We start from the raw sequence: 13,542 nt of genomic DNA on the forward strand, positions 1-13,542 counted from the left end.
ACTAAAACAGTATTTAATGTCTGACTTAATCTTATTTTGGCATCGCCGCGACCTGCGGATCTCTGATAATACCGGACTTGCGATCGCACGGGAGCATAGTCGAAAGGTCGTAGGGGTATTTTGCCTCGATCCCAATATTTTAGAACGCGACGATGTTGCGCCAGTGCGAGTTACTTATATGATCGGGTGTTTGCAGCACCTACAACAGCGCTACGCCCAAGCAGGTAGCGAATTATTAATTATCAAAGGTAATCCGACTCAAGCAATACCCGCTCTAGCCAGTGCTTTGAATGCTCGTGGGGTGTTTTGGAACTGGGACGTTGAGCCGTATTCTCAAGAACGCGATCGCGCGGTAATGGATGCTTTGCAAGAAAAAGGCATTGAGTTTAAAGAAAAACACTGGGATCAATTACTCCATTCTCCCGAAGATATCCGCACAGGTTCTGGTCAGCCTTACACTGTCTACAGCCCTTTTTGGCGCAACTGGATAAGTAAACCCAAGGCGGAACCCGTAGCAGCCTTACAAGATGTTACAGGGCTTACAGCCGACGAAAAAAACCTTGCTGTTGCTGCTGGAGCTATTGCTTTACCTACAGCTAAAAATTTAGGCTTCAATTGGGAAAATGAATTAGTAATTGCCCCAGGGGAAGCCGCCGCCCAAGAAAAGCTAGAAGAATTTACTTATTCGGCGATTAACGAATACAAAGAGCAGCGCAATTTTCCCGCAGTTAATGGCACATCTCAACTGAGCGCGGCGCTAAAGTTTGGCGTGATTGGTATTCGCACCGTATGGGCAGCAACGAAAGAGGCATTAGAAAATAGTCGCAGCGATGAAACCAATACCAGCATTATTGGCTGGCAACAAGAACTTGCTTGGCGGGAATTTTATCAACACGCCATGTATAATTTTCCGGAATTGGAAACTGGCGCGTATCGAGAAGTTTTTAAAAATTTCCCCTACAACAATAACGAAGAACATTTCCAAGCTTGGTGTGAAGGGAAAACTGGCTATCCGATTGTCGATGCGGCAATGCGGCAAATGAACGAACTTGGCTGGATGCACAACCGTTGTCGAATGATTGTAGCTAGTTTTTTGACTAAAGACTTATTAATTAACCCGCAATTAGGAGAAAAATACTTTTATCAACGCCTAATAGATGGCGATCTTTCGGCAAATAATGGTGGCTGGCAATGGAGCGCCTCTAGTGGTATGGACCCCAAACCAGTCAGAATTTTTAACCCTGCAAGTCAAGCGCAAAAATTTGATCCAGAAGGTGAATATATCAGAGAATGGCTACCGGAATTAAGGTCTGTGGATACAGAATTTTTAATTAGTGGGAATATTTCATCTGTTGAACGCGACGCGCTCGGCTATCCATTGCCCATTGTCGATCATCAGCTTCAGCAGCGTTTATTTAAACAGCTATATCAACAGCAAAAAAGCTAGTACGTTAAATTTACTCAACGATGAGGTATTTATTTGGGGCTTAGGCAAGAGAAAAAACCACAAGGTTTTTGGTCTAACAGGCTTGCGGCTATCACTGAAAAACGCAACCGCCAGATGCGAGATGCAGTTAACAAAGCAGCCAGAATTGTTATTAATCATTGCTTAAAAAACAAAATTGGTAGTATTGTTTTTGGATGGAATAAAGGACAAAAAGACAGTTCAAATATGGGGAGAGTTAATAACCAAAAGTTTGTAAGGGTTCCCACTGCGAAACTCAAGGATAGGATAGCGTCTTTGTGCGAACATTATGGAATTGTGTTTGTAGAAACCGAGGAAAATTATACAAGTAAAGCAAGTTTTTTAGATAATGATGAGCTACCTAAATTTGGTGAAAAACCCGAACAGTGGCAATCAACTGGAAAGCGTGTAAAACGTGGTTTATTTCGCACTGCAAACTTTGGTTATATAAATGCTGATTGTAACGGTGCAGCGAATATTTTGAGAAAAGCAAAGGGAAAGCTTGGTTTCGATCTAAGCGGACTTACTAGAGGCGTTTTGACAGCGCCCATTCGGATTAGACTTTGGTCTACCTGATGCAAGAATCCCCGCTCTTTCAAGGCGGGGAGTGTCAAACCAGAAATCGTAATTGAAAATAGTTATTCCCCAGCAAATGAGTATGCAAGCAGCACCATCAATGTTTGGTACAACTCTTTTAGTTATGCAGGTATGCCTTGGTACATTATTTTTATCTTGGTAGCTCCTTTAGTAATTTTGATCTATTTGTCAATTCAAAATATTTTTAGCAGACAAACTGCTGGACCTCTGCCCAAATCATAAAAAGCAACATCCAACTGCTCCTTGCTACCCTAGAAGGTTGCATAATCGTCAGTAAGTATAAAAAACTATTGGTACTTGGAGCGAGGATATTAGTGAAAGTTTTGGTTGTTGGTAACGGGGGTAGAGAACACGCGATCGCGCTAAAACTACTACAATCGAGCAATGTTGAGCAAGTTTTCTGCGCTCCTGGTAATGGCGGTACAGCCACAACCGCACGTTGTCAAAACTTGCCGTTGAATGTAGATGATTTTGCAGGAATCGGACAATTTGCTCAAGATAACAACATCGATTTGGTTGTAATTGGTCCGGAAATCCCTCTCGCTTTGGGGATTGCTGACTACCTCCAGGATAAGGGGCTGAAAGTGTTTGGACCATCCCGTGCGGGAGCGCAAATTGAGGCAAGCAAGGCGTGGGCAAAAGCCTTAATGGCAGAAGCCAACATTCCTACCGCCAAAGCTGCTGTGTTTACTGAGGCAGCCGCCGCTAGAGGCTATGTAGAAGCGGGATCTGTGCCTATTGTTGTCAAAGCTGATGGTTTGGCGGCGGGAAAGGGAGTTATAGTTGCTGCCTCTATTGAGGAAGCCCATAGAGCAATTGATAGTATATTTCAAGGGCAATTTGGCAGTGCGGGTAAATTTGTTCTAGTAGAAGAATGTTTAACTGGGCAAGAAGTCTCTGTATTGGCTTTGACAGATGGGATAACAATTCGCCCTTTACTACCCGCCCAAGATCACAAACGCATCGGTGAAGGGGATACGGGAGCTAATACAGGTGGAATGGGAGCTTATGCGCCTGCGCCTTTAGTTACCCCAGAATTGATGGCAAAAATAGAAGTAGAAGTATTGCAAAAAGCGATCGCAACTTTACGCAAACGCAATATAGACTACCGAGGCGTACTTTATGCTGGCTTGATGGTGTCACCGGATGGCGAATTTAAAGTTTTGGAATTTAACTGTCGGTTTGGCGATCCTGAAACTCAAGCCATTTTACCTTTACTAGAAACACCTTTAGAAGAATTGCTACTGGCTTGCGTAGAGAAAAGATTAGGAGAAATGCCTGCTATTGCCTGGAAATCTGGAGCAGCTTGTTGTGTAGTTGCATCAGTTGGCGGTTATCCGGGAGATTATCGCCAGGGTGAAGCGATTACGGGCATCAAAGGTGCTGAAGGGTTGGCAAATACTTATGTGTTTCAAGCTGGCACAAAGCAATTAGATAACCAATTAGTTACAGATGGCGGCAGAGTTTTGGGTGTGACAGGTATAGGAGCGGATTTTGCTGGAGCAATTTCTCGTGCTTACGCTGCGCTTAACAGCATCCATTTTGAAGGGATGTATTATCGGCGAGATATTGGGTATCGAGTGCAAAAATAGGTAAAAAAATGGATTTTGAAATTTCTTTACCACCTATTTACCAATTAACTGTTAGTTTTTAATTGTAAGGATTTATTACAAAAGCTAATATAAATTTAAAAAATGGTTACTTGGTTAAAAACACTTCGAGAAGCGATCGCCCATTGGTGGGCGGATTTTACGCTCCAGACAAAGCTGCTGGCGGCGGCAACTTTGGTTGTTTCCTTAATTATGAGCGGGCTTACCTTTTGGGCTGTCAATACGATTCAACAAGATGCGCGGCTAAGCGATACCCGTTTTGGTAGCGACTTGGGGCTGCTACTTGCTTCCAACGTTGCGCCGCTAGTGGCGGAAAACAATCTTACAGAAGTTGCCCAATTCTCTCAACGCTTTTATAGCAATACTTCTAGCGTCCGCTATATGCTTTACGCGGATGAATCGGGAAAAATATTTTTTGGTATTCCTTTTTGGCAACCAGAAGTGCAAACTTCTTTGAGTATTGCCAGACGAATTAATTTACCCGAAAATTATGCTGCCAATTCTGAAATCCCAATGGTACGCCAGCATCTCTCCCCCGATGGCGAAGTTACGGATGTATTTATTCCTTTGCTGCATGAAGGCAGATACTTAGGAGTTTTAGCGATCGGTACTAACCCTAATCCAACGGTAGTCACTTCTTCAAACCTAACGCGCGATGTAACGATCGCGGTGTTTGTCTCTATTTGGGTAATGGTGATACTGGGAGCGGTTTCTAATGCTTTGATGATTACTCAACCAATTAAAGAGTTATCAACGGGGGTAAAAAATATCGCGGCGGGCAACTTTAAGCAACGGATAGATTTACCTCTAAGTGGCGAATTGGGAGAATTGATTTTTAGCTTCAATGAAATGGCAGAAAAGCTAGAAAGCTATGACGAGCAAAATATTGACGAATTGACGGCAGAAAAAGCGAAGTTAGAAACTTTGGTTTCGACTATTGCCGATGGTGCGGTGCTACTAGATGCCGATTTGCAGGTGATTTTAGTTAACCCTACAGCCCGACGAATTTTTGGCTGGGAAAATGCGGAAGTTGTAGGAGCCAACATACTCCATCAGTTACCTTCTGCCGTACAAGCAGATTTGTCGCGCTCCTTGTATCAAATAGCCACCGGAGAGCGCGATAGTGCAGAATTTCGCTTAACTCTTTCCGAACCGAGCGTTCGCACGGTACGCATTCTTTTAACTACCGTTGTCAATCAGCAACGGGAAAGTATCAAAGGAATTGCGATTACTGTTCAAGATATTACCCGCGAAGTGGAGCTAAACGAGGCAAAAAGTCAGTTTATTAGTAATGTCTCCCATGAACTGCGAACACCCTTATTTAATATCAAAACCCACATTGAAACTTTGCACGATTACGGGGAAGAATTAACAGAAGCCGAGCGCCGGGAGTTTCTGGAGACTGCTAATCACGAAACCGACAGGCTGGCTCGTTTAGTCAATGATGTTTTGGACTTGTCACGGCTAGAATCGTGCCGAATTTATCAATTTGATGGCGTAGACTTAGCGCAAGCTGTGGAGCAAACTATACGCATCTATCAGCTAAATGCTAGAGATAAAGGGATTGAGCTAGTTCAAGAAATCTCCCCCGATTTACCCGCCGTAGTAGGGAATTACGATTTACTTTTGCAAGTTTTTACAAATTTAGTCGGTAATGCGCTTAAATTTACTCAGCAAGGTGGAAAAGTAGCACTCCGGGCTTATTTACTGCCAACAGCAGCTACAAACGAGCATTCTCATACTTTAGGCGAACGAGTACGCATCGAAGTTTCGGATACAGGAATCGGCATCGATGCGGAAGATCAACAAGCCATCTTCGAGCGCTTTTTTCGGGTAGAAAACCGCGTGCATACTTTAGAAGGTACAGGTTTAGGGTTGTCAATTGTCCGCAACATTGTTGACAAACATCACAGCGCCGTCCATTTAGTTAGCGAGGTTGGTGTTGGGACAACTTTTTGGTTTGACTTGGCGGTATTTGTCGAACAACCATTACCAACAGATAATCTGTCACTGATGGATGTAATAAACAAGGCTTAACAGCCTCTATAAAGCGATCGCTAAACTGATTAATAACAAAATTACGAGCAGTAATAACCCTTGATGCCTTCTTAGCCAACTTTTAAGATTCCAGCTAAAGTTATTTAGTTGGGGTTTTGCAGAGCGGCTAAGTTTGTTCATATCTTGGTACAAAGTACATTCTTGAGCATAAGGGCGCTGAGGAAAATTGCAGGTATCATCGGCATGGTAGGTACAACTTTCGCATAAAAAGCTCGTTCCCTCCGCGCGGTGCAAAGGCATACCAGGATGACCGAAAGCCTTAATTGCAGTACGGCAATAAGGACAAACTACTGCTTGAGAATCAATGCTTTGATGGCAGCGTGGACAAAGGGCAGTTTTCAAGTCGCCTAGATAAAATAAGGAACTAATTTAATTTTATCGAGCTTTGAAGGGCGATCGCACCTCTATTTTGCTACTTGATACTCTACCGATTCCAGAATTTTATAGCTGCTACTACCCATTTCTAAGGCAAACTGGCGCTCAATTTCCTCTAATACTTGTACGGAGATTGATTTCCATTCCTGGCGACTGCGCCAACGAATAATTAACACAACTTCAGTAGGTACGTGGGGATTTAGCCAAACTTCTTTACTTATAAAGCCAGGAAACTGCGCGATCGCCTTTGTCCAAATTTGCCGATCTTTTTGCAGGTATTTTTCCCGATCCGCCACTTCAACTTTGAGTAACTCGATTACCACAATTATTTAGCACTCTCTGCCCGGACAATCTCTGTATTGTAAGTGCCATCAACAAAGAGATTTATCAATCTAAACCCTGGTTGAGCTTGCTTATCAATGGTAAATTCTTTACTTTTGGATTGAAACTGAACGCAGGTAGATGGAGAACCTAGATAACTTACTCCCTGACGCTGAGTATCAAACTCTTGGTGAATGTGACCGAATAAAACTAATTTTACCTGTGGATAGCGATCGACTACCGCCAAAAACTCCTCATAGTTGCGTAAGTTAATGTTATCCATCCACTCAGAATCAATTAAGCATGGTGGATGGTGCAAAGCAACTAAGGTAGGAAGATTAGTAATTTGCTCTAGTTGAAGTTCTAGCCAATCCAAACTTTGCTTAGAAATCTCCCCATATACGCACCCTGGAATTAAAGAGCTTAAAAGTAAAAAATTCCAGCCGCCAGTTTGAAAAGATTTGGTAGCATCAATCGGAGGCTGTTGTAATGCTTGCTCTATAACTTGTAAATTGTCGTGATTTCCTGGTAGCCAGTAAGCAGGAATATTTAGCGGTGCAATCAAGCCAGTTAAGAAATCGTAAGATTGACTGCTTTCATCTTGAGAAAGATCGCCTGTTAGTAACAAAATATCTGGCTGCGGTTGCAATGCACTCAATTTTTCGACAACTGCTTGCAATGAGTTATGAGTTGTTACGCCAAAAACCTTAGGTTCAACCTCTGCAAATAAATGCGTGTCAGTAATCTGAGCAACTAGCAACGAAGACACCGTTTGAGAAAGATCGCCTGTTAGTAACAAAATATCTGGCTGCGGTTGCAATGCACACAATTTTTCGACAACTGCTTGCAATGAGTTATGAGTTGTTACGCCAAAAACCTTAGGTTCAACCTCTGCAAATAAATGCGTGTCAGTAATCTGAGCAACTAGCAACGAAGACACCGTATTCATAACAAAAAGTTGAGTTGTTAAGTTAATTAGTGCAAGTAGGTATTACCGACTATTTCTGGAAAAGTTTAGGGAAAGCATACACCTACCCCCAAACTTTTCGCTGTCTTAAAAAGGTTTAGGGATGGAGAATCCATCCCCCAAACTTTTCGCTTGATAGAATTGTAGCAAGAGACTTCGTACATCATTGGAATAGTTTAATTGCAAGGTTTATTAAAAAAGGTACAAACATGGAAAACAATAACTGGCTTCAGCAACTCGTAATGCTTGGTGTGGGGACAACATCTTTAGTTGCGGAAAAATTACGCGAAGCAAGCGACGAATTGGTTAAAGATGGCAAGCTAAACCCAGAGCAAGCCAAGGTTTTTGTCGATGACATGATGCATAAATTGAAATCGGAACAGGGAAACTGGGAAACCCAAATGCAAAAGCAAATTCGCAACGTAATGCAAGAATTAGGCGTACCGCGTCAGTCAGAAACCGATGAATTGCGGGGACGGATCGATCGTTTAGAGCGTCAAGTGCGAGACTTAGAAAATAAGCTCTGGCGTTGAACTTTATGCCAGTAATTTGCATTTTTTGGGGCAAGTGAACTAAAATCTGTTGTGTTTGTAACACTTTCTACTATTCCTTAAATTTTAAGGAGGAAGAATTTTGAGAGAAATTATCATCAATTTTGGTGTCATAGTAGTTTGTGTTGTAGTTTTGGTTGTGAGTCAATTTACAAATCAGCCCAACGCTAGTGCGGATAGACTTACGCAAAACCAACCACAGATTGCTCAAGTAACTGAAAAAAAACCAACCAGTAATACTATGTCTGATGACGATAACAAAGCTGTAACTACCGATTCTGGACTGAAGTACGTTGTCCTAAATGAAGGAACTGGCGCGACTCCTAAAGCTGGTCAAACCGTTGTGGTTCACTACACCGGAACTCTAGAAGATGGCACAAAGTTTGATAGTTCCCGCGATCGCGGTCAGCCTTTTTCGTTCAAGTTAGGGGCGGGACAAGTAATTAAAGGCTGGGATGAAGGACTTAGCACGATGAAAGTCGGCGATCGCCGTCAGCTGATTATTCCCCCAGAATTAGGCTATGGCGCACGTGGGGCGGGTGGCGTAATTCCCCCCAATGCAACGCTAGTTTTTGATGTGGAATTACTAAAAATTAGCTAATAGATTGCTATTTGGGCGCAAACCTTAAATGCGCCCAAACCCATTTAAGGCTGTTTAGTTGCGATCGCAAGTTTTGCCCCTTCAACTCGCCGCAATCTGTCCATTACAGCAATTACCTGACCGTGATTTACTTGCTCGTCAGCATTTAGAACTACTACTACCTCTTGACCACTCGGAATCAACGCTTCAACTTGCGATTCCAAAGCTGCCAACTGAATAAATTTGCGGTTTAGAGCCAAATTTCCTTTTCCATCGATGCTAATTGCGATTGGCGTAGATTTTTGACTTTGGGCAGTTCCGGCTTTGGGCAAATTTACAGGCAAACTCTGCGAACGAGTCAAATACAGCGTAGAAATAATGAAAAATGTCAAGATTGCAAAGATGACATCGATCATCGGTATGATGTTTATTTGCGATGGCATCTCCGGTTCATCGGGTAGACGCATAAGATACCTCCTGGCGCTCGTAACGGCGACGGTATAGCAATTCTAACTGTCCGCCATATTCTTGAATCCGCGCCGTTTGCCGCAAATAAAATCCTCGAAATGTATTGGCAAATAACAGCGTAAAAATCGCAACTATTAACCCTGCTGCGGTAGAAACAAGCGCCTCACTAATTCCGCCTGTAACATTTGCGGTACGGCTACCTCCTACATCGCCAATATTGAGGGAATCAAAGGAAGCAATCAATCCCAAAATAGTACCGAGAAGACCTAAAAGAGGCGACAAACTAATAATTGTGTCAAAGATATTACTAAACCTTTTTAGTAACGGTAACTCTGCCTGTGCTTCGCTTTCTAAAGCAAGACGAAATTCATCGGGGGTTGGTTGTTCTAATTCTAAAGCCGCTAAGAAAATCCGCGCCATCGGCAAATCGACATTTTGTTTTAGCTTACCCACAGCACCAACAAGATTTTCATGGCGATAAAGGTTCAATACGTCGCGGATCACTCGGCTTTGCCGCTTATTTATCTTTACCCAAAAAAATACACGCTCAATAATTAGAGCGGCAGCTACCACCGAAAATCCTAGTAGCGGGAACATTACCACGCCACCAGCAGCAAACAGATTCGTTATTTCCATCTAAGTATGTTCATTGCTAACCAATAATCGCAGTTATTTTTATCTGTTAAACAGCCCACAGCCATAAAATAATTGCGGTCAACATTGTAAAATAAATAAGAATTAATGTCAAAAGACAAATCGTCAAACTTTATCAAGGTAGAACCGATAAAGCTTGTATATCTAGAAGAAAATGAAAAACAAGTAAATATTTTTTTAAATTTTTAGAGAAAACTTCTTATTAATATATGAGATTTTTTTTGAAGTTTGCTAATTGCTCGTATTAAATTAATCAAGCTAGTAATAAATACTAATACCTTATGAGCTTGTTAAGCATAGCTGTTGAGCAGAGAGAAAAAGAAGCCCAAACCCTCAATTCTTTTCTGGCGTTTAGTCTGATTGGCTCCCTAGCTTTGCACGCTGGGGTGCTAGGTTTGGGCATAGGGAAGTTTTTGAGTAAAGCGTCGGAACCAGAAAATGAGCCGCTCGAAATAGCGATCGTAGAATTGCCCACTCCGCAAAAGTTGGAATTAGAACCAGAGAAAGCAAACGGCTCCACAGCAAGAAACGATCGAGCTATACTCAGCAGTTCTGGAGGTAGCGAAGGATTCGGCGCAGCTAGTAGTGGCGGTGCATCTCAAGAAAAGTCGTCACCGAAAAAAATCGCCTACTCAAACTCATCAGAAGTTGTAAAGGCTCAACCCGCACCACAGAAGTCATCTCAACCAATTTCTAAAGCAATCCCTACCCCGCCGCAGAATCAAAAAGTAACGTTAGAAAAAGTACCAGCAGTTGCTACTCAATCAAAGCCTGTAGTAGCTCCTGCTCGGACTGCACCCGCGAAACCCGTAGTTGCTCCCGCTCAGACACCATCAGAAATTGTTAGTCAACCAAAACCTGTAGTAACTTCTTCACCAGTTCCAGTCGCCAGTGCAAAGCCTCCAACAGTCGCTCGCTCATCGCAAATTCAGCAGCGAGACAATCAAAGATTAAACAGCTTGTTAGCAAATGCTAAAAATGCTAGAGAAGCATCAAGAGTAGATAATTCTACGGCGATCAGTGATCGCCAAAGTAAAATTGCTGCCAACCTAAAAAACCAAGCTGGAAGCAGTGTTTTGACGAACAATGGAGTCGGCAATAGCGCTAGTAATCAGTCAAGAAGTAACAGCGCAGGTACTGGAAACGTGGCAACTGCGGGTAATGGCGGGACTCGCAATGGCACAAATAGGGAGACTGGAAATAGTACAGGTACTAGCAATAATAACGGTACTGGGAAAGGTAATAATCGTTTGCAAAACGGTTCAATCGTAGCGACGGGAGCGCGAAATACAGAGCGTCGAATCTCCCCAGCAGAAAGTGACAGTAATCCAAGCCCAGGCTCGTCGTCATCGGGTCGTTTAGCCTGTCGTAGTTGTAGTAAACCCAAGTACCCAGAAAGAGCCAGAAGGAGAGGAATAGAAGGTAAAGCAGAAATTAGTGTTGATGTGGATAGCAAAGGTAATGTCACAAAAGTGAGACTTGCTCGTACTAGCGGTCACTCAGAGCTAGATAAAGCTGCCCTCGAACAAGCCAGAGACTGGAAATTTAAAACGCCAAATGGTGCAGCCCAAGGCGTTACAGCCAAAGTTGACTTTGCTATAGAAGGCTCAAAGAAGTCGCGCCAAATCCGCGAACGTCGCCGCCAAAGAGCCGCCGCCCGACAAAAACCTGTTGCTAGTAGTCAAAATACGCGGCAACCCTCCACTGAGACAACCAATACAGCTTCTACACAAACGCCCACAACAATGTCGCTACGCCGTCAATCAACCACTGTTCGGCGGCGGCGTGTAAACACCTTACCACCGCGTCAGGCTTATGACTCACCCCAGCGCCGACAAAGCTCTGGAGGTCAAACAAGACTGCGAAACACTTTAAAGCGATCGCAATCATCAAATCAAACTAGAGTCAGGCGATCGCCAAGAGCAGCATCACCCAATCAAACTAAACTTAGGCAATCTTTGCGTCTGCATCAACAGAAATCAACACCTACCCCTAATGAGCCGTAGAAGCTAAATGAGAGCAAGTGTGAAACGGTACAACTATTAAAGGCAAAAATGCCAACAGTAACCAACCCCAAGACCACAAATTAGTTGGCTGTTCGCTCAATTCTGGTGCTAACAGCGCATCTATTCTGATAGATGTGCGATTGCGCGCTGCTGTGCAACTAAAAGCCGCACAGCAGTTATCTGGATGTACGGACACCGTACTTACTACTTGCAATAATGATTCTGCCAAAAGCAGAGGATCGACTTGCTGTGCTGCCCAAGAATCGGCTCTAATTTCTCGCAACAACAATAACTCTTGCCACAACGCCTCTGTATGAGGTAGCCAAGCCGTATAAGAGCGCACCCAGCCGAGCCAAAAAAACCAAAAGGTATCGCGATAATAGTAATGACCTTGCTCGTGCTGAAAAACCGCCTCTAGATGCTCGTTATCAAGAGTGGTTAGTAAGCCCTCAGTAACAATCAATTCTGGCTGCCAAAAGCCAACTACAGCACTAAAAGGCAGAGGATTTGCCACAATGCGGCTGCGCCGACCAAGCAATGTAAATTGAGGACACTTGCGAACCCCTTGCCAGGTCTGCCAACTTTGAATTGCTAACTTTAGTAAGTTTAACGTTGCAACTCCCAACAAACTTGAGACAACGAAGTAACTAAATCTTCCTTGCCACTGCCAAAACATTGGCTTGTCATCGGCTCCCATATATAGCACTGAAACCGCCGTCATTGTTAGTAGTAGGGGTGGTAAAAGAAATAAAAATAACACCTGATGCCAACGCTGATTGCAACTGCTTTGAGCATAAAAGGGATACTTATATCTCAATACCCAACTTAAACCTAACGCCGCCAGAATCATCAGTAAGTGCATCGCTATTTCTCCCTAGCTTTACGAGCATCATCAATTCGCATTGCGATCGCATTCAATTGGTCTACACTTGCCGCATCTAAGTTATCGGCAAAGGCTGCTACAATTTCCGGGCTACCTACTGCCAAAAATCGATGCAGATGTTCTTGGGCTTCTATTGCTTGGGCTTGCTGCTTGGTAATGGTAGGTCGATAGTAAAATGCCCGACCTTCTTTATTGCATACCAACCAGCCTTTTTTGGTTAGGCGATTTAGCACCGTTGTTACCGAAGTATAAGCTAGTTCTCGGTCTGGATCGGACAAAATGCGAGCGTGGATGTCTTTGACGGTAGCACAACCAAATTGCCAGACTATCTCTAAAATTTCTGCCTCTAAGGGTCCTAGCGATAATTGTTTGGGGCGATAGTTGGGTAGAGCAGTCACAAAAGTTTAAACCATACCATAATGTAATTTTTTAGCTACCAATAATTGAGATTAAACACATTAAGCTGCCAATCTTATAGTTTGACAGCCTGTCTTTTGACACCAACAACTACTTTATTTAATTTAATATAAGCACCGATTAATTGAATAGAAAATTAGGGATTTTTTGCACTAAAGCTTTCACTGCAAGGATTAGAGCAATTGCCCAGCTTTACCATATTCAAAATTATTTAGCTGCTAATAATTATCTATTTTTGTTTGACAAATAAACATGAAATTCTATTTTCTTTTGCCTGGTGTTGCTTTATTTAGTTTGAGGTTAATGTCTTTGGCGATCGCAGAACCAAACTCTGTTGCAGATATCAAGAGCGATCGCAAATTGCTAATTCAACAACTAAAATCTGCCACCCATCGACAAGAGCAAAAAACTGTAGAGCTAAGTGAAGTAACTTTCCCTTCTACTAAAGCCCAGTTGTTAGCTCATACCAAATTGCGTTCAAATATAGTAGAGTAGTGAACAACAAAGTTTGTCCTCAAACAACGAGTTAGGCAGGTGGATATGGGTCAAGTTACTCAAGCTTTTCCCCATTTAGAGCTAGAGGCAGTAAA

At 42.9% G+C, this 13,542-nt stretch carries 14 protein-coding genes and 1 pseudogene; 8 read left to right on the forward strand and 7 right to left on the reverse strand.

Annotated elements, in window-relative coordinates; translation table 11 throughout:
• Positions 1 to 16: 16 nt before the first annotated feature.
• From AC2VE5_RS09530 to nblS, 4 genes and pseudogenes are all read left to right on the forward strand, one after another.
• Positions 17 to 1,447, forward strand: coding sequence for a cryptochrome/photolyase family protein (locus AC2VE5_RS09530; RefSeq protein WP_486887514.1), 1,431 nt, complete (start codon positions 17 to 19; stop codon positions 1,445 to 1,447).
• Positions 1,448 to 1,492: 45 nt separating this feature from the next.
• Positions 1,493 to 2,041: pseudogene (locus AC2VE5_RS09535) on the forward strand (IS200/IS605 family accessory protein TnpB-related protein); the annotation flags it as partial.
• Between the two features lie 335 nt (positions 2,042 to 2,376).
• Entirely contained in the window at positions 2,377 to 3,654 is a 1,278-nt protein-coding gene (gene purD / locus AC2VE5_RS09540; RefSeq protein ID WP_486887515.1) for a phosphoribosylamine--glycine ligase, read from the forward strand.
• 102 nt (positions 3,655 to 3,756) lie between these two features.
• Positions 3,757 to 5,709 carry a two-component system sensor histidine kinase NblS gene (nblS, locus tag AC2VE5_RS09545; protein ID WP_486887516.1) on the forward strand — a complete coding sequence of 651 codons (1,953 nt, stop codon included), beginning with the start codon at positions 3,757 to 3,759 and terminating at the stop codon, positions 5,707 to 5,709.
• Positions 5,710 to 5,715: 6 nt separating this feature from the next.
• Here the strand turns inward: nblS and AC2VE5_RS09550 are convergent, their stop codons facing one another.
• From AC2VE5_RS09550 to cpdA, 3 genes are all read right to left on the reverse strand, one after another.
• Positions 5,716 to 6,072 carry a hypothetical protein gene (locus tag AC2VE5_RS09550; RefSeq protein WP_486887517.1) on the reverse strand — a complete coding sequence of 119 codons (357 nt, stop codon included), beginning with the start codon at positions 6,070 to 6,072 and terminating at the stop codon, positions 5,716 to 5,718.
• Between the two features lie 62 nt (positions 6,073 to 6,134).
• Positions 6,135 to 6,428, reverse strand: a complete 294-nt coding sequence (locus AC2VE5_RS09555) for a TIGR03792 family protein (protein ID WP_486887518.1) — start codon at positions 6,426 to 6,428, stop codon at positions 6,135 to 6,137.
• 2 nt (positions 6,429 to 6,430) lie between these two features.
• Positions 6,431 to 7,375, reverse strand: a complete 945-nt coding sequence (cpdA, locus tag AC2VE5_RS09560) for a 3',5'-cyclic-AMP phosphodiesterase (RefSeq protein WP_486887519.1) — start codon at positions 7,373 to 7,375, stop codon at positions 6,431 to 6,433.
• 227 nt (positions 7,376 to 7,602) lie between these two features.
• Between cpdA and AC2VE5_RS09565 the strand changes: the two genes are divergently transcribed.
• A complete protein-coding gene (locus tag AC2VE5_RS09565) occupies positions 7,603 to 7,926 on the forward strand; it encodes a phasin family protein (protein WP_486887520.1) in 324 nt (107 codons plus the stop codon).
• A gap of 100 nt (positions 7,927 to 8,026) precedes the next feature.
• Positions 8,027 to 8,545: an FKBP-type peptidyl-prolyl cis-trans isomerase gene (locus tag AC2VE5_RS09570; protein ID WP_486887521.1), complete on the forward strand. Its 519-nt coding sequence runs from the start codon at positions 8,027 to 8,029 to the stop codon at positions 8,543 to 8,545.
• Between the two features lie 44 nt (positions 8,546 to 8,589).
• On the opposite strand, the gene AC2VE5_RS09575 is transcribed toward AC2VE5_RS09570, so the two are convergent.
• Together AC2VE5_RS09575 and AC2VE5_RS09580 are read right to left on the reverse strand one after the other, a co-directional pair.
• The gene (locus AC2VE5_RS09575) at positions 8,590 to 8,991 is read right to left on the reverse strand and encodes an ExbD/TolR family protein (RefSeq protein WP_486887522.1); all 402 of its coding nucleotides are present in this window, start codon (positions 8,989 to 8,991) and stop codon (positions 8,590 to 8,592) included.
• Entirely contained in the window at positions 8,975 to 9,628 is a 654-nt protein-coding gene (locus AC2VE5_RS09580) for a MotA/TolQ/ExbB proton channel family protein (RefSeq protein WP_486887523.1), read from the reverse strand. Before AC2VE5_RS09580 ends, AC2VE5_RS09575 begins: the two co-directional genes overlap by 17 nt.
• 299 nt (positions 9,629 to 9,927) lie before the next feature.
• Between AC2VE5_RS09580 and AC2VE5_RS09585 the strand changes: the two genes are divergently transcribed.
• Positions 9,928 to 11,652, forward strand: a complete 1,725-nt coding sequence (locus tag AC2VE5_RS09585) for an energy transducer TonB (protein ID WP_486887524.1) — start codon at positions 9,928 to 9,930, stop codon at positions 11,650 to 11,652.
• On the opposite strand, the gene AC2VE5_RS09590 is transcribed toward AC2VE5_RS09585, so the two are convergent.
• A complete protein-coding gene (locus tag AC2VE5_RS09590) occupies positions 11,639 to 12,514 on the reverse strand; it encodes a M56 family metallopeptidase (protein WP_486887525.1) in 876 nt (291 codons plus the stop codon). The two genes, AC2VE5_RS09585 and AC2VE5_RS09590, sit on opposite strands and share 14 nt — an antisense overlap.
• 2 nt (positions 12,515 to 12,516) lie before the next feature.
• Positions 12,517 to 12,933, reverse strand: coding sequence for a BlaI/MecI/CopY family transcriptional regulator (locus AC2VE5_RS09595; protein WP_486887526.1), 417 nt, complete (start codon positions 12,931 to 12,933; stop codon positions 12,517 to 12,519).
• Between the two features lie 271 nt (positions 12,934 to 13,204).
• Here AC2VE5_RS09595 and AC2VE5_RS09600 point away from each other — a divergent pair, with 271 nt between their 5' ends.
• On the forward strand, positions 13,205 to 13,447 hold the full coding sequence (locus tag AC2VE5_RS09600; RefSeq protein ID WP_486887527.1) for a hypothetical protein: 243 nt from the start codon (positions 13,205 to 13,207) through the stop codon (positions 13,445 to 13,447).
• Positions 13,448 to 13,542: the final 95 nt, after the last annotated feature.

It is taken from the genome of Aliterella sp. E5.1 (genome assembly GCF_057473825.1).